We start from the raw sequence: 20,512 nt of genomic DNA, 5'->3' as shown, positions 1-20,512 counted from the left end.
CTGTCAGTCCAACGACAGCGGCAGGCGCACGGAGAAGGTGGTGCCCGCGCCCACGGTGCTCGTCACCGTGAGCCGGCCGCCGTGGTTCTCCACGATTCCCTGGCAGATGGAGAGCCCCAGGCCCGTGCCCTTGCCCTCCGGCTTCGTGGTGAAGAAGGGCTCGAAGATGCGCTGGAGGTGCTTGGGGTCGATTCCCGTCCCCGAGTCCCGCACCGACACCACCGCCTCCTGCCCCTCGCGCCGCGTCGCCAGGAACACCGAGCCGCCCGGCTGCATCGCGTGGCACGCGTTGGTGATGAGGTTGACGAACACCTGCACCAGGTTGGCGCGCACGGCCGACAGCGGCGGCAGCTCGGAATACTCACGGTGCACGCTGACCCGCGCCTGCGAGACGACGTGCTCACAGAAGCCCACCGCCATGTCCACCACGGCGTTGAGCTGCACCCGCTCCGGCTTGTCCTGCGCCGGTCGCGCGTAGCTCACCAAATCCCGGGTGAAGCGAAGGATTCGGTGGCTGCTCTCCAGGATCTTCCGCAGCTTCTCCTGGTCCGCGGGATTCGCGCCCGGCGTCGTCCGCGAGCGCTGGAGCAGCGCATCCGCGTACGTGGCCACCGCCGTCATCGGGTTGTTGATTTCATGCACCACGCTGGCCGCGAGCTGGCCAATCGACGCCAGCTTCTCCGCGTGGATGATGCGCTTCTCCAGCTCCTTCACTACCGTGATGTCCTGGCCGATGGCGATGACGCCCTCCACCTCGCCATGGGGCGCCAGCATCGAGGACGTGGCGAACGACACCCGCACCTCGTTGCCGTCGCGCGACAACAGTCGGGTCTCGAAGCTGTTCACCGCCTCACCGCGAATCGCGGCGGCGATGACCTGGGACAGCCGCAGGTGCTCGCTCTCCGGCACCAGCCAGAAGAGGTCCTTGCCCAGCACGTCTTCCTTCCGGAAGCCCGTCAGCGCGCTGAGCGCCTGGTTGAACACCACCACCTGCTGGTCCCGATTGGCGACGAGGATGAGCGCGTTCGCCTTCTCCAGCAGGTCCTCCAGGTACTTGCGCACGAACGTCAGCTCATCGATGAGCTTCGCGTTCTTCACCGCGACCGCGACCTGGCTCGCCAGTTGGAGCAACACGCGCTCGTCGTGCTGCACGTCCGCGTCCAGCCCCTCCGGATACTCCATGTTGATGGCGCCGAAGAGCTGCCCGCTCGCCACCAGCGGCGCGCTCACGCCGTGCGTGCTGCCCAGGAACAGCAGCGGCACCTCGCCCAGCACCGTCACCCGACCCGCCGGCAGCGCCGAGCGTCCCAGGTTCAGCTTCTCCACCGCGCGCTGCAACAGCACCAGCGGCTCGTGCGCGCCCTCCTTCAGCCGGCCTTCCGCGTAGAGCGACGTCAGCCCGCCGGTGCGCGAGTCGGTGATGCGGATGCAGAACGAGCGCCCGGGGAACAGCTCCTTCACCCCGCGCGCCACCGCCGCCACCAGCTCCTCCTCGCCGCCCGCCTCCGCCACGCTGCGGCCCAGGTCGAGCAGCACGCCCTCGGTGCGCGCCTGCTCCAGCAGCGCCCGCTCCGCCATCATCAGCCGGCTGCGTGCCAGCTCCGGGTCGTTCCGTGCCCGCACGGCTATCACGTCACCCCGGCGCGACATCGTCAGCACGGCGCCCGGCTTGCCCGCGAGCGGCAGCTCCAGGTCGCAGCTGGAGCTCTCCACGGGCACCCGCGCGGCGGCCAGCGCGTGCGCGACATCCTCCATCGTCGCCTGATGGTCCGCGCAGAAGCGGTGAAAGGCCTCGTTGACCGCCACCAATCGCAGCGACGTGTCACACAGGGCCGCGGGCGTGTCGAGCGCCTCGAAGAAGGCCTGGAACGCCTCGGGCCCCGGGCCACCGGGGATTCGCACGACGCGGGTGTCAGTCTTCATGGGAGGTCGCCTTGTCCAGGTCGAGAATCTGCTGCTCCCCCATGTACGACTTCGTCTCGTAGCGGGTGATCTTCCCAATCTTCCGGACGATCTCCGCCATGCGCTCCGCCTCCCGGTAGATGATGTCCACCGGCTTCCAGGCGAAGTCTTCTTCCTTCAGCTTGCGCTTGAGCAGCTCCGCGTAGCCCATCACCGACGTGAGAGGCTGGTTGAGCTCATGCGCCGCGGTGCCGGCGAGCGCGACGATGACGGCGCTCTTCTCGCTCTCCTCCAGCCGAGTCTCCGCGTCCGACAGCTTGCGCTCCAGCTTCATCCGGTCGCGCATGTCCGTGAAGATGCCGACGCTGAAGACCTCGCGCCCGCCCTCGTACACGAGCGATGCCGTCATGTTGACCGGCACCCGCTCCCCCGCGCGATTCACCAACTCCTCGCGCGTGAGCGACATGCGTCCCTTGCCACCGTGCTCCGCCCCCCGGAGCGTGGCCATGATTCGCCGCGCGACGCCTTGGGGATAGAGCTGCTCCACGGTGACGCCCGCCATCGCCTCCTGCGCGGTGTAGCCCACCAGTGCCTCCGCGCCCTTGTTGAAGAGGATGATGCGCCCCTTCAGGTCGGCGGCGATGATGGCGTCCACCGACGAGTCGATGAGCCGCTCCAGGAAGTCCTTTGTCTGGCGGAGCTCATCCTCCATCCGCCGCGCGTCGGTGACGTCCCGGAAGGACAGGATGGTGGCCGCGTCCTCGTCACGCAGCGGCGCGGCGGACATGGACAACGTCAGCCGACGGCCCTTCGCCGTGCGGACCTCCACGTCCACGCCCGAGCGCGCCTCGCCCCGCGAGGCCGCCGTCACCAGCTCCATCAGCACGCCGTCATCCACCGGCTGCGTCACCTGATGCAGATGCCGCCCCCGGGCCTCGGGCGCCGGCAGGTCCAGCATCGCCGCGCCGGAAGGATTCAGCGACAGGACGCTCGCCTTGTCGTCGAGGATGGCCACGCCCTCGCTGACGTGCGCGAAGAAGAGCTGGTAGGGCTTGAAGGAGGCCGCCTGCTCCTCGGCCGCCAGGCGCGCCGTCTTCTCCGCCTCCGTCTGGCCCCGCACCGACTGGAGCACCGAGGCGTTGCGCAGCGCCACCGCCGTGGCATGCGCCACCGTGGTGAGGAAGTCGATTTCCCGCGAGGTGAACGTGCGCCGCCGCCCCGCCGCGCGCAGCAGCAACACGCCGCGCACCTGACCTCGGATGGGCAGGGGCAGCGCGGCGATGGCGTGGATGCCTCGCGCCGCCACGGCCCTGCGCTCCACGTCACCCAACAGGGGATGCGTGGGCGCCTCCTCCATCACCACCGGGCGACCCGTGCGCATCACTTCGCGGATCTCCGGGTAGCGCGACAGCTCGATGCGCAGGTCCTTGAGCGTCGGGTCATCGCTGGCCGCGACGATGATGCCCTCGTCCGCGTTGCGACCGAGCATCACCAGCGTGGCCCGCGCGATGTCCAGCTTCTCCGCCAGCCGGCGCGTGACGCCGTGGAGCAGCGCCTCCACGTCGGAGGTCTCCGCGTAGTCCGCCGTCAGCTCCAGCAGGAGCGCCAGGTCTTCCTGACCGCGCTCCTGGCCCTCGCGCTCCAGGTGACGCCCGGCGGCGCGGTGGAGCCGGAACACCAGCTCGTGCGGCGACACCGGGGTGGTGAGGACGTCCGCGGGGCGCAGCGGCTCCGCGGAGGAGAGGCCCTGCTCGGTCGGCTCCACCAGCGCCACCAGCGTGATGTGCGAAGCGCGAGGCGAGTCGAGCAGGGTGCGAAGCGCGGGGCCGCTGTCCGGCGAGGTGAGGTCCACCAACGCCAGCGCGGCGCCCTCCACGCCATCCACCACGCGCAAGCCCGCGCGCGCGGCCGCCGCCGCGAGGAGCTCACGGGCGGGCGAGGCCGGAGGCACCAGGGTGATGCCGAGAGCGAATTCCAGCGATGACGGCACGTGGAGGGTCGGGGCGAAAGGGGGGGAGCCAGCCCACTCTACACGCCCCGACGCCTCAGGGGCAGTCCGACTCGAATGCCCCCAGGTCCGGGGCCACGCCGCAGAAGGTCAGACCCAACCCCAGGCCCGCGTTGCGACCCACCGAGCCCGACCCCAGCCGGAAGTCCCCGGTGTCGATGTTGACGAACCCGGGCGACTTCTCCAGCGAGCGTTTGTCCAGCCCGCTGCGCGAGCGCCACTCCGTCAGGTTCACGCTCTCCCCATTCAACAGGAAGGAGGCGGAGCCGGAGGCGCGGAAGAAGAGGTTGCCATCCATCACCGTGCTGGAACGCGCCGTGCCAGCACGAGTCGACACGCCGCAGCCGGCGAAGACGTTGTTGCGCACGTCCAGGCTCGCGCTCGGCCCCGTGTCGCCGTGCCCGAAGGTGAGGCAGGGCCCCGGCATGTTCCACACCGTGTTGTGCTGCACCTTCACGTCCGTGGAGGTGTCCACGCGGATGCCACCGCCATCCTCGCTACCCCCCAGACCATCCCGGATGAGGTTGCGACGGATGACGATGCGGGTGGGCGGACCGTTCACCCGGTTGCCGCCGATGTTGATGGCCCGGCCGTTCCCATAGAAGACGTTGTCCTCCAGGGTGACGTCCGCCGCGGAGAGGTGCACGACGACCCCCTCGCCCCGCGAGGAGGACGTGGCCTTGTGGCCCCAGATGATGTTGCCGCGCAGGGTGACGTGGGTGCAGGTCTTCACGTCCACGCCGTTCTCCCGGTTCTCATGCAGCTCGTTGTCCTCCACGAGCAGGTTGTCGAAGGGCGTACCGGACACGGTGGCGCCGGCCTCGGGGCCGATGCACTGCACCGCGTCTCCGGAGTTGTGATGGATGTCATTGCCGCGCACCACCACGTTCTTCGACGTGGTCTGCACGATGATGCCGTGGCTGTCGCTGCTGCCCCGGTTGAAGTTCGAAATCGTGTTGCCCTCGATGAGGATGTCGTGGGCCTTCTCCGACACGTTGAGCCCCGCGCCCGCCGTGCCGTTCTTCGCCACGCAGTCGCGCAGCACGCCATGGTGCGCGCCGGTGCCTCGCCACAGCACGGCGAAGGCGGCGGAGCCCGCGGCATCCAGCGTGATTCCCTCGACGTTCCAGTAGGCGCCGCGCACGTCCACCAGCGCGGACTCGCCGCTGGGCTTCACCACGGGCGAGCTGCCAGGCGCGGCCTTCACCGTGAGCGGCTTCGCCTCCGTGCCGCCGCGCTCCTCCAGCTTGAGGCGCTCCGCGTAGTTGCCCGTCTTCAGATAGATGGCCTCGCCCGGCGCGATGAGCGTCAGCGCCCGAGTCACCGTGCGCAGCGGCGCGCTCTCCGTGCCGGAGGCGCCGTCACTGCCCGACGGCGCCACCCAGAGGATGCGCGTGTAGGTCGGCTTCGGCGGCACCGGAACAGGCTCGGGTTCGGGTTCGGGCTCCGGTTCAGGCTCCGGAGTCGGCGTGGGGTCGGGGTCGGGCACCGGGGTCGGCGTGGGCTCCGACGGCTGCTCGGTGTCGTCGGGGTCCGTGGGCGCCGGCGTGGGAGTCGACGGTGTCGTGGGGGAGGGCGACGACGGTGAGCCCGTGGATGGCGCTTCATCGGGGGACGGACGCGAGCCCGTGTTCTGGGTCAGCTCGCTCTTGCCGTTGCAGGCAAGCAGGGCGAGCAGGGCAGCGGAGCAGTAGGCCGTCAGCAGCGGTGAGCGTTGGCGCATCCTGTCAGACTCCATGTGTGGGTCGCGGCGTGTGGGGCGCTCGCGAGGACGGCCGCCAATCGGGGCGCGCGGCCTGTTCATTCCCCGGCTCAATGGCAACCCAGACTCGCCAGGCCGCAGGGCAAGGAAGCAGGAAATGGGATTTCGCGGGGTTGCGTTGAGCGCGAAGAAGTCAGCCTGATGCACGCGGACCCACGCATTCGCGCCGTTGCCTGTACAGGTGTGCGGATGAAGGCGGTTTCATTCCCGATTCAGACAGGCCGGACTTCACTCGGAGAGAAGGTCGCTCCGGGCAGGAGCGTGCAGTCGGGGGCGCGTCGAGAAGGCGTCTCCGACGAGAGGTGGACTGTCGGGTCCGCGCGGAGGGCGCCTCGCAGGGAGGGCTTTCCCCGTGCGCGGGCGCGGGCCCCGTGCCATTTAGCGCGCGGGCATCGCACTCAAAGGGAACGCCATGAACGTGCTGGTTACGGGAGCCACGGCTGGATTCGGCCTGGCCATCGCGCGTCGCTTCATCCGCGAAGGTGCGCGAGTCATCGCCACCGGGCGCAGGACAGAGCTGTTGGAGAAGCTGCGCGCGGAGCTGGGTGAGCGGCTGCTGCCGGTGACGCTCGACGTGACGGAGCGCGAGGCGATGGCGAAGGTGCTCGACGCGCTGCCGGCGGACTTCGCCGAGGTGGACGTGCTGGTCAACAACGCGGGGCTGGCGCTGGGGTTGGAAGCGGCGCAGTCGGCGCACCTCGACGACTGGGAGGTGATGGTCGACACGAACGTGAAGGGCGTCCTCTACTGCACGCACGCGGTGCTGCCCGGCATGGTGGCGCGCAACCGGGGCCACATCATCAACATGGGCTCGGTGGCGGCGGACTATCCGTATCCGGGTGGCAACGTGTACGGCGCGACGAAGGCCTTCGTGCAGCAGTTCAGCCTCAACCTGCGCGCGGACCTGTTGGGCACGGCGGTGCGCGTGACGGACATCGAGCCCGGACTCGTGGGCGGCACGGAGTTCTCCAGCATCCGGTTCAAGGGGGATGCTGCTCGCGCCGCGGCCCCCTACGCCAACACGCAGCCCCTGACGCCCGAGGACATCGCGGACGCGGTGCACTGGGTGGCGTCGCGACCGGCGCACGTGAACATCAACGTCATGTCGCTGATGCCGGTGGCCCAGGCCTTCGGACCGCTCCCAGTGAAGCGGCAGGGCTGAGCCACGCGGTGGGCCCGCCATGACGCGGTGCTTCCCCGTCTGCCCGAAACATGAATCACCATTCACTTTTCGGACAAGGGGCCCTGCGCCCCTGGGGCGGCCTGGGCTAACGTTGGAGACATGAGCGACTCGGACCGCCCGCCTCCGCCCAGGGGACTCCTCGCCCGGGGACTGAAGCTCCTGGGCCACCTCACCCACCCGGAGACTCGCACGGGCCAGGTGTTCACCCGCGCCGAGCAGCGCCTCACCCGCGTCCTCACGCGCGTCTCCGAGAGCCCCACCTACCTGCGCGCCAGCGGCACCGTGCTGCGCCAGGGCCTCAACGCGCGCATCCGCCGCAACAGCTTCGTGGAGAACGCGCTCCACACGCTGCGCCTGCCCACGACGTCCGAGGTGGAGAACCTCCGAGACCAGCTCCGCCGTGTGAATGACCAGGTGGAGGCGCTCGGCTCCCAGCTCGAGGTGGTGGTGGACCTGCTCCATCGCCAGGAGGCCGCCGACGAGCGCGACGCTTCCGAGCCCCCTCCCACCGACAAGTCCGGCGCCTGAACATGACCGCGTCCACGCCCCAGCGGCTCCGCTCCTTCGTCACCGGGCAGTTCGAGCTCACGCGCGCCGTCGCGCACGCGCTCAAGGCCCGCCCCTTCAATCCCTACCCGTACCTCAAGCCCTTCATCGAGCGGGCTTCGGGAGTGCGTGAGCCGCCCATCAGCGCCACGCCCCACACCGTGGTGTACACGCGGGGCAGCATGCGGCTGTTGCGCTACGCCGCGCCCCGTCGACGCCACCGCACGCCCATCCTGTTCGTCTACTCGCTCATCAATCGCTGGTACATCCTCGACTTCCTGCCGGGCCGCAGCCTCATCGAGCACCTCACGCAAGAGGGCTTCGACGTGTACGCCATCGACTGGGGCGTGCCGGGCCAGGAGGAGGAGCGGCTCACCTGGTCGGACCTGCTCGGCGGGCTCATCCAGACGGCGGTGCGCTGGACGCTGCGGGTCAGCAAGAGCCGGGACCTCACGCTCTACGGCTACTGCATGGGCGGCACGCTCGCGCTCGCGTACACGTCGCTGTATCCCGAGGGCGTGCGCAACCTCGTCGCGCAGGCCACGCCCGTGGACTTCAGCAAGGGCGGTGTCTACACGCTGTGGACCGCGGCCAACCACTTCGACGTGGACTCGCTCGTGGATGCCTACGGCAACGTGCCCACGCCCGTGCTGGAGAGCGGCTTCCTCATGGTGGCCCCGGTGCAGCGGCTCACGCGCTGGCTGGAGGTGTGCCGGCGCATCGACGACCCGGACTTCGTCAGCACATTCCTCGCCATGGAGCGCTGGGGCTCCGACCCCGTGCCCTTCCCTGGCGAGGTGTATCGCCAGTACATCAAGGACTGCTACCAGCAGAACCTCTTCCACCAGGGCCGCATGAAGGTCGGCGGAGAGAACGTGGACCTGGGCCGCATCCAGGCCTCGGTGCTCAACGTCATCGCCGAGCACGACACCATCGCCTTCCCCGCCATGAGCGAGCCGCTCGTCGACCTGGTGGGCACGAAGGACGCCGAGACGCGGCGCTATCCGGTGGGCCACATCGGCCTGTCCGCCTCCAGCAAGGCCCCCACCCATGTCTGGCCCTCCATCTCCGAGTGGATTGCCGCGCGCTCGCGAGCGATGGAGCCGTGATGCACTCCGCTTCTGAATCCACTTCGGGCACGGGCGTGCAGGTCCGCGAGGGTGTGCTCCGGTTGAAGGACGGGCGACGGCTCGCGTATGTGGAGTCGGGAGACCTGGACGGAGTCCCGGTGTTCTTCGTCCACGGCAACCCGGGCTCGCGCTACATGCGGCATCCGGATGACCGGCTCACGCATGGGCTCGGCGTGCGCCTCATCACCCCGGACCGGCCCGGCTATGGGCTGTCCGACTACCAGGCCGACCGCACGCTGTTGGACTTCCCGGAGGACCTGGAGCAGCTCGCCAACGCGCTCAAGATTGGCCGCTTCTCCCTCTTCGGCGTGTCCGCGGGCGGCCCCTATGTCGCCGCCTCCGTGTGGCGACTGGGCGAGCGAATCCTCCGCTCCGCCATCGTCTCCGGTGCCTCGCCGTTGAAGCGGCCCGGTGGCATGGAGGGCGTCAATCGCGACTACCGCAACGCCTACGCGATGGCCGCGTGGCCCGAGTGGCTCCTGCATCCGCTGCTGGCGATGCATGACCGACAGGTGCGCGCGAATCCGGAGCGTGCGCTGGCGGCGGTGCTGGCGCATGCATCGAAGGATGACCGGCACGTGCTGTCGGATCCGCTCATCGCCGCGCAGGTGCAGGGCTGGCGCCGCGAGGCCACGCGCCGAGGCGTGGCGGGCATGCGCCGCGAGGCCCACATCCTGGCGTCACCGTGGGACGTCCCGCTGGAGGAGATTCGCGGCGAGATGGACCTCTGGTACTGGGACGGCGACAGCATCGTCCCGCCGCAGATGGGGCGCTATCTCGCCTCGCGAATCCCGCGCACCGTGCCCCACTTCCTCCCCGGGGGCGGACACTTCTCCATCTACTCGCACTGGCGCGACATCCTCGCCCCGCTCGCACGGCAAAGCGCATGAGCCAGGACGCGCGGTGGCCCTCACGGGCCTTCATCGAGGAGGAGGCGCACGGGCGGATGGAGCCGGAGATGCGGCTGTTGCTCCAGGGCCTGCATGCGAAGGGCATCCCCACCGAGTGCTTCACCGCCAAGCGCATGGAGCGGCGCCAGCTCCCGTTGACGCCGGACACGCTGGTCGCGGGCTACGTGCCCACGGTGCTGGGCGCGCTGAAGCAGCTCGGCATCGAGCCTCCTCCGACGAACGACTACCCGCCCAGCCTCACGCCCTTCCTCCACCGCCGGCTCTGGACGAGCACCGTGCGGCAGCTCAACGCGCACCTGCTCGACGTCGCGAGTCCGCCCGTGTTCGCCAAGCCCCAGGGGCGCAGAAAACGTTTCACGGGCCGGGTCTTCCAGAACGCCAGCGACCTCCTCTACCTGGAGCGGGCCTCGCAAGGCACGCCGCTCATCTGCTCGGAGGTGGTGCGGTGGCTGAGTGAGTACCGCGTCTTCGTCGTGCACGGCAGGCCCGTGGGCACGCGTCACTATGCGGGCGACGTGACGGTGTCCCTCGACGAGGCGCGAGTACACGAAGCGCTCGGTCTCCTGGAATCTTCCGGTGAGGCGACCGCCGGCTACTCCGTCGACTTCGGCGTGCTGTCCACCGGTGAAACAGCGCTGGTGGAGTGGAATGACGGCTTCTCGCTGGGCGCGTATGGACTGGAGGCGGAGCCCTACACCGCGCTGACCATCGCTCGCTGGTGTGAGCTGACGGGGCTCTCCCAGCCACGGCCACCCAGCACCTGACAACGTTCAGTCCTCGACTCGGGCCTTGCCTCCGGGAGCACCACACCCCAGCTTCGCCTCCGGCCGGAGGGTGAGCGGACTCGCGGAGAATGAACATGGGACGGTGGCGGTCAGGCGCTGCGGGGCTGGTGCTGGGCGTGTGGACAGCACTCGGCTGTGGCGGGAGCGGCGCGTCCACGGAGGCCCCTCTCCCCGAGGAAGAAGACCCGGGCTCCACGCCCCACCCCCCCACGCCTCCGACGCTGGAGCCGGGGGACGCGCGGTGGACTGTTCACTCGCGCACCGTGGGACTTCAGGACGCGGTGGCCGTGGCCTCGGACGGCCTGGGCGGCAGCGTGCTGCTCGGAAGCACCCGGCCGACGAGTACACCCGATGCGTCCTCGACGGACACCAGCGGCACCGCACTCACCCTCACCCACCATGATGGTGCGGGACAGGTGCTGTGGACGCGGAGCTTCGTGCCCGAGCCCTCCGAGAGTGGAACGGCCCAAGCCCACGCGCAGCTCCTCGCCGTCTCTTCCGAGGGCGAGCTGTTCATCGCGGGCAAGCTGGAGGGCCGGCTGCGCCTCGGAGAGACACTCATCACCGACAGCCACTTCGTGGCGAAGCTGGCCTCGGATGGCACGCCTCGGTGGGCGCGCGCGACGGGCACGGTGAAGGCGCTGACTCCGGACATCGAGGGCGAAGTCCTGGTGGCACACGGCCGACTGGTGACGCGCTACGACACCCGGGGCACGGCGCGCTGGTCCCAGGAGATGCCCGCGCTCGCCTCCGCGTCCGCCGTCGCGCTGGACTCGGATGGTGGCGCGGTGCTGGCGGGACAACGTCCGCTGTCGCCCGTGGAGAGCATCGGGTTCATCGCCCGGCTGTCTCCCGTCGGCGAGGTGTACTGGGAGCTGGAGGTGGGGCCCTCCGCGCCGTCCTTCACCCAGGTGATTTTCGCGGCCGATGGCGGTCTGAGGCTCGCGGGTGACTTCCAGGGCACGCTCCACTGGGGAGGCACCGTACTGAAGCCGACCTGTGCCACGGAGAGCTGCTCGCGTGCGACCTTCGTGCTCGCGGCCGATGCGGCGGGGCGACCGCTGTGGGGACACGCGCTGGCCACTCCCACCACGGGCGAGCCCCAGGGAGCGCGCCTCGCGGCTGATGAGGGCGGCGGCGCGGCGGTGCTCTGGAGGCACGGCTGCGGCTCGGAGCTGGCGCGGCTGTCACCCCTGGGTGAGCTGTCGTGGCAGACGCCCTACGTCACCCAACCCTGCGACGAGAGCCTCCGCCTGCGGGACATCACCTTCCTGTCGGGCGGAGACCTGCTGGGCACGGGGGTGTTCTCCGGCACTCGCGCGCTGGGCGGCGAGGAGCCCTTCACCTCCGACGACGCGGACGTCTTCCTCCAACGCCTGGTGCCGTAGCGCTGCTCAGGCGGCGCGCGACTCGGCCGGAACAGCGACACCCGTCGGGGACTCGGGGAGCGGTTCACCATCCGCGCCCAGCACCACGGGCTTGATGCCCAGCTTGCGCTCCACCAGCGTGTGGCCCAGGTAGACGAACGGCGTCAGGCCCACCGCGATGAGCAGCTTCACGATGTACGACGTGGCGATGATGTTGAAGATGACCGCGGTGGGCAGCACGCCCGTCCACGCGACGAACTGCACCACCGTGGTGTCGATGAGCTGGGAGACCAGCGTGGAGCCCGTCGCGCGCAGCCACAGCATCTTGTTGTTCGTGACGCGCTTGAGCAGGTTGAAGATGGAGATGTCGCAGAACTGGCCCACCAGATAGGCGATCATCGACGCCATCAGGATGCGCTGCGAGCCACTGAAGACGTTGTTGAACGAGCCCTCGACCGTCCCCGTGAAGTCCGGCGCGCGCGTCAGCGGAGCGAAGGGCACCTCCACCGCGATCGCAATCACCGTGAAGGCGAAGATGGCCATGCCGAAGCCCACCCACGTGACGAAGCGGGCGGCCTTCTTGCCGTAGAACTCGTTGAGGATGTCGGTGAGCAGGAACGTCACCGGGAACGGCAGCATGCCAATGGACATGACCGCCACCACGAAGCCCAGGTTGACCTCGAACAGCTTCACGCCGATGAGGTCTCCCACCACCAGCGACGTGATGAACACCGCCGCCAGCACCACGAAGAGCTGCATCCGTCTGTCGAGGTTCATGCCGTCGTTTCCCCTGGGCTCCGAGGTCGCGTCATACCGTGCCTCGTGGCCCGGGAAACAGTCCCCCCTACTGGGAGTGTGCCTGGGGCTCAGGGCTGCTTGTCGGCGGACAAGCCGGGCGCGGCGGGCTCGTCATGGGGGTAATAGGACGTGCCGGTGATGGACAGGAGCACGGACGCGGGGGCGCTCGGCTCCACCGCCTTCGCCTCCGGCTCCATGAAGCGGGGCCGATACACCGTCAGCACCGTCTGCTCCTGCTCGGTGGGGTTGTCGTAGCGACGCGGAAAGCCCCGGGGCCAGTGGAACGCCATGCCCCGCTCTACGGGATGGCCCTGCGCCATCAAACCGGGCCCCAGCACCAGCTCGCTCTCCTCCATGCTCGCGTTCGAGCTGGCGGGAACGGTGCCTCCCGGCTTCACGCGCAGCCGATACACGCCGTAGCCCGCGCCCTCGTGGATGATGTCCATGCGACCGAAGGAGCGCTCCTCCGAGGCGTAGCCCATCTCCTCCGCCGTGCGGTGCACCTGGAGCGAGGGCACCGCGAGCCCCCCCAGCGCCTGGGGCTTGATGACGCGCACGGTGGCCGCGTGCACCTGCGCGCGCGGCACGTCCACGGTGGGCGGGGCGAGGAGGTAGCGACTCACGGCCTCGACGGCGGACTCCAGCAGCTCGAAGCGACACGCCTCCAAGAGGAAGCGCAGCTCTCCGGCCAGCCGCCCGTAGTTCACCGTGTGCGCCAGCCTGCCGCCCGTCGCCGCGTTGCGCGTGTCCAGGAAGAGGGCCACGTCCAGCCGGAGCGGCTGCGCGGAGACCCGCTCGCGGTTGTACACGCCCACGATGCAGTCCACGGTGAGCCCCCGCAGCTCGATGACGTCCAGCGGACGGCCCTTGCTGTCATTGACGACGGGCGGGTGGAAAGCCAGCTCCGCGCTCATAGTCTCGCGCTCCTGCCGCCATCGACGGCGATGACCTGTCCGGTGACATAGGGGGCTTCGCGCGCGAGGAAGACGATGGCGCGCGCCACGTCCTCCACGCTGCCCTCGCGCCCCATGGGAATGTGTCGCAGCACCTGCTCGCGCGCGGCGGCGTCGAAGCTCTCCGGGAACGCGGCCACCCCGGGCGATACGGCATTGACGCGCACGTGCGGCGCCAGCTCCACCGCCAGCGCGCGCGTCAACATCAACAGCCCCGCCTTGCTCACCGAGTAGTGCGAGAAGTGGCTCTCCGGGCGCTCGCCCGCGATGTCGCCCACGTGCACCACCAGCGGGTCCTTGCCGGCGCGCAGCGCGGGCAACAGCGCCTGGGTGAGGAAGAAGGGCGCGTCCAGGTTGACGGCGAGCATGGTGCGGTATTGCTCGCGCGAGATGTCCGCGAAGTCGACCCGCTCGTAGAGCCCCGCGTTGTGGACCACCACGTCCAGCGCGGGCCAGGCCTCGCGCACGCTCGCGGCCAGGGCGTCGACGGCGTCGGGCTGGCTCAGGTCGGCGGCATGGAGGGTGACGCGGTGGCCCTCGGCGCGAAGCTCGTCCGCCAGCGAGGCCAGCGCGTCGAGGGAGCGGTGGGCATGCAGCGCCAGGTCATAGCCGGCGCGCGCCAGGGCTTTCGCCACCGCGCGTCCGACGCGGATTCCTGCTCCGGTGATGAAGGCGGTCCCCATGTGCGGCGCACTGACTAACAGGCCGCACGCGGAAAGGCACCGGGGACCTGAAACACGAAGGGCGATGCCGGATACCCCCGTATCCGGCACCGCCCCTCGACCCCCATCCTCTTCAGCGAAAATTACGGGTGATAGCTGGCCGCGTGCACGCGGTTGGAGCTCCAGCCGCCGTTGTTGCGCTCGTAGGACACCCAGACCCACTCGGTGGACTGCTCGTAGCGGCCTTCCACCCAGCGGTTCTCATAGAAGCCGCCCGAGCAGCGGGAGACGTGGTGATGACGACCACGACGCTCCTGGCACACCTGGGGCACCCACACCTTCTCGTAGCGGCCCTCGACCCAGCGGCTCACCGTCTGCATCTCGTAGCGGCCCTGCGCGCGGGCCGGAGGACGGGGCGCCGGAGCGTGGTGGCAGCCGTGGTTGTGCACGTGCGCCTCGTAGCGGTCCGGGCGGGGGCCGCGGTTGTCGTTCCGGTCATGGTTCCGGTCATCGCCGCGGCGGGCCTGCTGAGAAGCCCAGTCGCGAACGCTGCCGTCCGCCGCCAGTGCCGTCGAGGAACCAAGAAACAGGGTGCCGAGAGCCAGGGTGGTGAGAGCAGTCTTGAAAGCCATGGTGTCCGTCCTCCGTCGTGTTGCAACTACTGACGGGGCACCCTCCAGAACATTCACCGCCGGGCACTCGCCCCGTTCTCGCGGACCTTCGGTGCTGATGTAGGCGTGGCGCCAACCCCCTGGAAAAGCAGGGGCTTACCGAGCGAAACGGGGGGCGACCTCCGCGCAGGTGAGGCCCTCCTCGGGCGCGCAGTTGCGCCCCACGAGACAGCCTCCCGCGCCTTCATGGTCCACGCAGCGGATGGGCCGGCAGTCCGCATCACCGACGCACGCGCGACGACTCACCGTGCACGTGCCCTGGCTGCAGGCGTCCTGCACGCAGTCGGTGTCCTGCTGGCACGAGCAGAAGCCCTCCACGTCGCCTTCGGCGATGAAGCAACGTCCCGCGCACGCGCCCTCGGGCTGTCCGTCCTGCTTCACGCAGCGCCCGCCGCGCCCGCAGTGCGCGTCCTCACGGCACGGCAGCGAGGGCGACGGCGCGCACTCCGCATCCGAGCGACAGCGCGCACGACTGGCGACCACCACCACGTCCGAGCACTGGTAGCCATGGGGACAGCGCTGTCCCTCCGAGCAATCCGCGCCGCAGAAGGCGCTCCCCGGGCTCGCCGTCTCGCGCAGACAGAAGTTCGCGCCGCGCCCGCAGACCTGGAGGCCACCACCGTAGGTGCAGCTCGCGCAGTAGGGACGTCGCACCGGGTCGAAGTCGCTGAGGCACGTCCCCGCGTCCTCGCCCGCCGTCGTGCCGCAGGACTCGCCGAAGGCACAGTCACGCGTGTCCGCGCAGAAGGTCGCGTCGCAGACTCCCAGGGCACAGGCGGCGCGCCCTTCCGGCGTGGTGGCGTCGCAGAGGCACGGTGCATCACCGCAGCGACAGGCCGTGCCCGCGCAGTCTCCGGACGACCGACAACCTTCCACGCACGTGGTCCGTGCGGTGTCGCAGACTTCGCCCAACGGGCAATGCAGGTCCGTGGCGCAGCGTCCCCGCGTCAGGCAGGTGCCCGTGCTCGTGTCGCAGAAGAGCGAGTCCTCTCCACAGTCCGCGTTCGACTCGCAGCCCGCGCGGTCCTGGCAGAAGCCCGCTTCGTTGCACAGCTCTCCCGGCGCGCAGGCGCCATCCATGCGACACCGACAGGCGTTGGTCCGCGCGTCACAGCGATACGCCTCCGACGGCGTGCCGCAGTCCGCGTCCACGCGACAACTCGCGTCCTCCACGGGAGCATCACCGCGACAGGCGACGAGGAGGAGCAGCAACGTCACGGCGAGTTGGGGCCAGCGGCGCGTCACGGGTCGAAGACCTCCGAGCGCCCCAGGACGTACGCCGTCCAGGTCGCGGTGGACAGCGTGTCGTAGGTCCACTGCGAATACTCGAAGCGAGGGACTCGCGCGAGGGAGAGGTCCGCGCGGAGGCGTGCGCCTTCGGGAAGGTCGGCGCGCAGTGTCTGGAGCGCGGCCTCCGGGAGAGTCACCCGTGCCTGGCCTCCCGGAAGCACTGCGGTCCAGCGGATGCCGCCTGTCGTGCCGGGTGCGGAGAGGGTCAGGAGTTGCACGTCCGATGTGACTCCGGAGAATGACGGAGTCCAGGCCACCGCTCCCGTGAATCGGGCATCCCTCGCGGGCTCGGTGAAGAGAGGGAGCGGGAGCATCGGCGGGAGCGTCACGCCCGCATCCAGGGCTCCAGGCTGACGGTGATACAGCAGGCTCTGAGGATAGGCCGTGGTGCCCCGAAGCAGGTCGAGGAAGAGCAGGCTCGCCCCGTCCACGCGAGGGAGCTGTGGGAACGTGAGCAGCGGGCCCGGCCCTTCGACGGAGGAGAAGAGACGCGAGCCCGTGCCCCAGTTGTGGGGATGAGGCACCAGTCCCTCCGCGCCCAGGTCCAGCCATGCGTAGACCTGATGCAGGGTTTCTTCGCCCCCGATGATGATGGGGCCCGCCACGGAGAGCGGCGCGGCGACGTCGAGGTGCACGTCGAACACCACGTCCTGTCCCTCGGACACCCGTGTGACCGACACCGCGACGCCGCGACGCACACCGAGCAGATACGGCTCGAAGTCAACCTCGTCCTTCAGCACGCCGAGCACCGCGTACACCGCACGCAGACCGGGCTGCGCCTGCACGAGAAAGGCTCCGCCTTCTTCACGAATGCGCCACGTCTCCGCGCGCCGGTCTGCTGGCCCCACGAACGGAGGACCCGACGCGGGACTCGACTGCGCCACGAAGACTCGGGCTTCCAGCACCTCACCGGGCTGGAGCGGCCTGGGTGGCTTGAAGCCCCGCACCCGGCCCGTGATTCGAGCGCTCGCGGGCACGGGTGGATTGCCCGGGTTGCCTTCGCTGTCGAGACGGCGCAGGTACACCGTCAGGTTCTCCGAGCGGATGCCCGCCACCGTCACCGCGTCGTGTCCCGGCTTGAAGACCGTGGCCACCTGCGCCCCCACCATCCGAGAGTCCGACAGCGTGAGCTGACCGCGAGCGTCCGTCTCGCCCTGGAGGAGCGGTGTCGAGTCCGTGCCGAGCAGGACCTTCGCGCCCACGACAGGCTGACCATAGGCGCCCGAGGACGTGTCGAGCACCGTGACGTTCAGCGTGCCCGTGAGCAGCGCTCCCGAGAGACCTCCCGGGCCTCGCGGGTCGAAGTACGTGAAGGACTCGGGGAGCGCCGAGCGCGCGGAGCCGTGGATGACGGCCACCTCCACGGGCCCCTGGCTTCGCGACGCGGGGGTTCGACACGTAAGGGTGTGGGTGTCCTCCACGTGCACGTCGCTCGCGGGCTCGCCGCCGAAGGTGACTTGGACGCCATCGACGAAGCCGGTCCCTCGCACCGTCACTCGGGAGCCTCCCGCGATGGCGCCGCGCGCGGGCTCCACCTGGGCGAGAACGAGCGAGGGTTCGTAGGTGAAGGCGTTCGGCAGCAATGCTTCATTCTCCGGGTCGCTCGCTGAGGAGACATGAAGCGCGTGTGCACCCGCGCCACCTGGGGGCATGGTGAAGCGGAGCTCTGTCGTGCCCTGCACTGTCACCCCTGGAGCTTGGAGCGCGCCGACTCGCACCACGGCATCCGGAGGCAGTGCGTCTCCTTCAAGGAGGGCCTGGGTTCCACCTCCCGAGGTCCCCGCTCCAGGTGTCACTCGCGTGAGTGCGAGGCGATAGGTGTAGCCCCCTGGGAGGTGACTGCGCAGCGAAGACAGGCTGACCGTCACGGGGACTGTGCGCGGAAGTGCACCTCGCGGGGGAACGCGGACCGTGAGCGTGGTCGGGGTCGCCGCGACAATCTGGACGGGGGTTTCATCGAAGGTGACCGAGATGTCTGGAAGATCGAATGCCAGCCCCGTCAGCGTCACCGTGCCGTCCTCTCGCGTCCCCACACGAGGAAAGACTCCCAGCACGCCGAACAGGGTGCCATGTGGACTGTCCGCGTACGTGAATCCCTGGCGCACCGTCCAGGAGCCGCGCGGGGTGACGATGCGCACGGGGACTGCCTCTATGTCCATGTGCCATGGCGAGGTCACCACGAGGCGCGTCGGTGATTCCACCTCGAAGGAGGGAACGGGCGTCTCTCCGAAGAAGACCTCCCTCGTTCCCTCGAAGCCCTGCCCCGTGAAGACGACGGGTGTGCCTCCAAACATCGTCCCCGTGAGCGGTTCGATATTGGTGACACGGGTGTCCTCGACGTAGCGGTACGCGCGTCGCAGCACGTCTCCCACGCCATGTCCCTGCACCCGCACGTCGACAAGGCCGACCGTGGAGTTCCGAGGAACGACGACTCTCAGTTCCGAGGAGGAGACCCACGTGACGGAGGGACTCTGCGTATCGCCGAAGAGAACCTGGAGCCCCGGGCCAGAGGGGAAGCCCGCGCCCATCAGCGTCGCGGTGTCGCCGCCCGACTGTGTGCCTTCCGCAGGTGAGACGGCGCGGAAGTCGAAGATGTCGAAGTACGTGAAACACGCCGTGCAGAGCGTCGTCCCGTTCGGGTTCTTCACCGAGAGGTCCGCCGTGCCTTCGACCCCCGGAGGCGTGCGCAGGTCGAGTGTGGTGTCGTCGATGAGCTGAAAGTCGCGAACCACGCGCGAGCCGACCCACACCTCCGTGAGAAGCGCTGCTTCCGAGGGCGTCGTGGCCACGCCATCCACGAAGCCACGGCCCTTCAACGTCATCCAGGTACCGCCGCCACTCTCGCCTCGCGTGGGCAGTGACGAGTGAATGAGGGGCGCGGCCGAGGTGCCGGCGTCGGTCCGCGCCCCCGCATCCGTGCTGCCTGCGTCCTCCACACCCGCATCACGTGCACCCGCATCCGGCGGGTCACCGGGTGGTCGCGACGAGCCTTCGCAGGCCGCGAGGCCAAGGACCAACAGACACAGCACGAACCCACGCCGAGGTTTCTCCAGGTGATTCGCGCCTTCGGGCCGGGAGGAACCACTCATGGGAGCCACTCCACCTGGAGCGTGTAACCATTCGTCGTGCGCGCGTCGTCGCCCACGACTCTCGCGATGAGCCGCTGGCCCGCCACCGCCGACGCTGGCAGCGACACCGTGGCTCCCTCCACATCGTCCGAGCAGCCCAGCTCCGCGCCCCCGCTTTCTCCCAATACGCACAGGCGCAGCAAGCCACGGTCCGCTGCGTAGCCGGACAGCGACACCTTCACACCCTGGGACGAAGGCACCGTGAAGCGAACGTGGTCCTGCTCTCCCGGGCAGAGCATCCCGTCCAACGACAGCGCCTCCGGCAACGTCGTGGCCGTTTCGACGGTGTCATTGGGTTCGTGGATATCGTCATCACAGGGGGTGCCTCTCGCGAGGAAGAAGCCCACGTCGTAGGCGCGTGGCAGCGCGTCGCGCGAGGCGATGCGCACGGTGTAGACGCCTCGCTCCGCCACGACGTGCGACATGCGGAAACGTCCCGTCGCGAGCACCCGGCCCCTCGCGTCCTGGAGGGCCGTGGAGAACACCGGCTCCGCGAACACCTCCGCTTCCACATTCACACCGAGCTGGTCTCCTCGCTCCAGGGTGAGCGAGTAGTGGTCCACATCGTCCGGGCACAGCGTCAGCTTCACATAGCGACTCGCGCTCACGGGAAACGCCGTGGTCACCGCGTCGTTGGGCTCCAGCGCATCCGGCTGACACGCCCTGGGGCCACAGGTTCCAGTCCCCAGGTCACAGCGCTGGTCCACCGAGCAGTCATCATCCGAGCCACACGGCGGCGGCCTGGGCAGGCACGCTCCGCTCGCCAGATGGCACACCCGAGGCACCTCGCAGTCCCGGTCCGAGTAGCAACGCGGTGTCGACGAGCACCGTCCCGCCGCGTCGCACACGAAGCCCACCGCGCAGTCCGTGTCCTCGTCACACTGGACGCAGAGGCCGTCCGCGCAGTGCTCACCTACTCCGCATGAAGCCGTCTCGATGCAGCGAGCCACGCACGCGTGCAGCCCCGAATTGCAGCGCTCTTCGGCACCACAGTCCGCGTCCTCGACACACCCCAGGTCCTCCTCGCAGACGAGCGTGGCCCCATTGCATCGCTCCCCGGAGGGACACGCATCTCCCTCTCCCGAGGGACAGAGCGCCACTCCTGTCCTCGCGAGGCAGAGCCCCTGCTTGCACCACTGCCCGAGCGCACAATCAGCGTTCGTCGAGCAGTCCGTGCCCCAGCCTTCGCGGAGGACACAGGCGCTCACCTCGGCGTCACAGCGTTCCTTGAGCCGACACTGACCGCTCGACACACAGGCGCCGCAGACACCCGCGAGCGCGCAGACCTGTCCTCCCTCGCAGTCCTCGCGCCTCTCACAGAACATCGGGCTCGGTCCGGCATCCGGGACAGTCGGCACTGGCTCCTTGGAGCAGGCCAGCACACAGCACACCATCGCGAGGAGCCACCACCGCATC

The 20,512-nt window shown here is 69.5% G+C and carries 16 protein-coding genes; 6 read left to right on the top strand and 10 right to left on the bottom strand.

What is annotated here, in order from left to right:
* Positions 1-3: 3 nt before the first annotated feature.
* The 3 genes from HUW62_RS01515 to HUW62_RS01505 are packed head-to-tail and all read right to left on the bottom strand — an operon-like array spanning position 4 to position 5,633.
* Positions 4-1,923 carry an ATP-binding protein gene (locus HUW62_RS01515; RefSeq protein ID WP_176433344.1) on the bottom strand — a complete coding sequence of 640 codons (1,920 nt, stop codon included), beginning with the start codon at positions 1,921-1,923 and terminating at the stop codon, positions 4-6.
* Entirely contained in the window at positions 1,913-3,892 is a 1,980-nt protein-coding gene (locus tag HUW62_RS01510) for a PAS domain S-box protein (protein WP_163864267.1), read from the bottom strand. Before HUW62_RS01510 ends, HUW62_RS01515 begins: the two co-directional genes overlap by 11 nt.
* 55 nt (positions 3,893-3,947) lie before the next feature.
* Positions 3,948-5,633 carry a right-handed parallel beta-helix repeat-containing protein gene (locus HUW62_RS01505; RefSeq protein ID WP_176433343.1) on the bottom strand — a complete coding sequence of 562 codons (1,686 nt, stop codon included), beginning with the start codon at positions 5,631-5,633 and terminating at the stop codon, positions 3,948-3,950.
* Between the two features lie 451 nt (positions 5,634-6,084).
* Between HUW62_RS01505 and HUW62_RS01500 the strand changes: the two genes are divergently transcribed.
* The 6 genes from HUW62_RS01500 to HUW62_RS01475 all read left to right on the top strand — a co-directional run bounded on the left by HUW62_RS01500 (position 6,085) and on the right by HUW62_RS01475 (position 11,615).
* On the top strand, positions 6,085-6,834 hold the full coding sequence (locus tag HUW62_RS01500) for an SDR family NAD(P)-dependent oxidoreductase (RefSeq protein ID WP_176433342.1): 750 nt from the start codon (positions 6,085-6,087) through the stop codon (positions 6,832-6,834).
* 120 nt (positions 6,835-6,954) lie between these two features.
* The gene (locus HUW62_RS01495) at positions 6,955-7,383 is read left to right on the top strand and encodes a hypothetical protein (RefSeq protein WP_176433341.1); all 429 of its coding nucleotides are present in this window, start codon (positions 6,955-6,957) and stop codon (positions 7,381-7,383) included.
* Between the two features lie 2 nt (positions 7,384-7,385).
* Positions 7,386-8,510 (top strand): alpha/beta fold hydrolase, encoded by a 1,125-nt coding sequence (locus HUW62_RS01490; protein WP_163864271.1) that lies wholly within the window; start codon positions 7,386-7,388, stop codon positions 8,508-8,510.
* Entirely contained in the window at positions 8,510-9,421 is a 912-nt protein-coding gene (locus HUW62_RS01485) for an alpha/beta fold hydrolase (RefSeq protein ID WP_176433340.1), read from the top strand. Before HUW62_RS01490 ends, HUW62_RS01485 begins: the two co-directional genes overlap by 1 nt.
* Positions 9,418-10,206 (top strand): ATP-grasp domain-containing protein, encoded by a 789-nt coding sequence (locus tag HUW62_RS01480; protein WP_176433339.1) that lies wholly within the window; start codon positions 9,418-9,420, stop codon positions 10,204-10,206. Before HUW62_RS01485 ends, HUW62_RS01480 begins: the two co-directional genes overlap by 4 nt.
* 95 nt (positions 10,207-10,301) lie before the next feature.
* Positions 10,302-11,615, top strand: coding sequence for a hypothetical protein (locus HUW62_RS01475; RefSeq protein WP_176433338.1), 1,314 nt, complete (start codon positions 10,302-10,304; stop codon positions 11,613-11,615).
* Positions 11,616-11,621: 6 nt separating this feature from the next.
* Here HUW62_RS01475 and HUW62_RS01470 read toward each other — a convergent pair whose 3' ends face one another.
* The 7 genes from HUW62_RS01470 to HUW62_RS01440 form a co-directional block, all read right to left on the bottom strand.
* A complete protein-coding gene (locus HUW62_RS01470; RefSeq protein WP_163864275.1) occupies positions 11,622-12,371 on the bottom strand; it encodes a queuosine precursor transporter in 750 nt (249 codons plus the stop codon).
* An 89-nt stretch (positions 12,372-12,460) separates the two neighbouring features.
* Positions 12,461-13,306 (bottom strand): dihydroneopterin aldolase, encoded by an 846-nt coding sequence (locus tag HUW62_RS01465; protein ID WP_176433337.1) that lies wholly within the window; start codon positions 13,304-13,306, stop codon positions 12,461-12,463.
* A complete protein-coding gene (locus HUW62_RS01460) occupies positions 13,303-14,028 on the bottom strand; it encodes an SDR family NAD(P)-dependent oxidoreductase (protein ID WP_176433336.1) in 726 nt (241 codons plus the stop codon). Before HUW62_RS01460 ends, HUW62_RS01465 begins: the two co-directional genes overlap by 4 nt.
* A gap of 122 nt (positions 14,029-14,150) precedes the next feature.
* On the bottom strand, positions 14,151-14,639 hold the full coding sequence (locus tag HUW62_RS01455) for a hypothetical protein (RefSeq protein WP_176433335.1): 489 nt from the start codon (positions 14,637-14,639) through the stop codon (positions 14,151-14,153).
* A gap of 135 nt (positions 14,640-14,774) precedes the next feature.
* Positions 14,775-15,923 carry a hypothetical protein gene (locus tag HUW62_RS01450; protein ID WP_176433334.1) on the bottom strand — a complete coding sequence of 383 codons (1,149 nt, stop codon included), beginning with the start codon at positions 15,921-15,923 and terminating at the stop codon, positions 14,775-14,777.
* The gene (locus HUW62_RS01445; RefSeq protein ID WP_176433333.1) at positions 15,920-19,057 is read right to left on the bottom strand and encodes an IPT/TIG domain-containing protein; all 3,138 of its coding nucleotides are present in this window, start codon (positions 19,055-19,057) and stop codon (positions 15,920-15,922) included. The genes HUW62_RS01450 and HUW62_RS01445 overlap by 4 nt, the downstream gene beginning before the upstream one ends.
* Entirely contained in the window at positions 19,054-20,511 is a 1,458-nt protein-coding gene (locus HUW62_RS01440; protein WP_176433332.1) for a hypothetical protein, read from the bottom strand. Before HUW62_RS01440 ends, HUW62_RS01445 begins: the two co-directional genes overlap by 4 nt.
* Between the last annotated feature and the right edge of the window lies 1 nt (position 20,512).

It is taken from the genome of Myxococcus sp. AM011, assembly GCF_013372595.1.
In the GTDB taxonomy this organism is placed as follows: Bacteria; Myxococcota; Myxococcia; order Myxococcales; family Myxococcaceae; genus Myxococcus; species Myxococcus eversor.
Note: the sequence above shows the minus strand (reverse complement) of the source record. Positions and strands in the feature narration are given on the sequence as shown.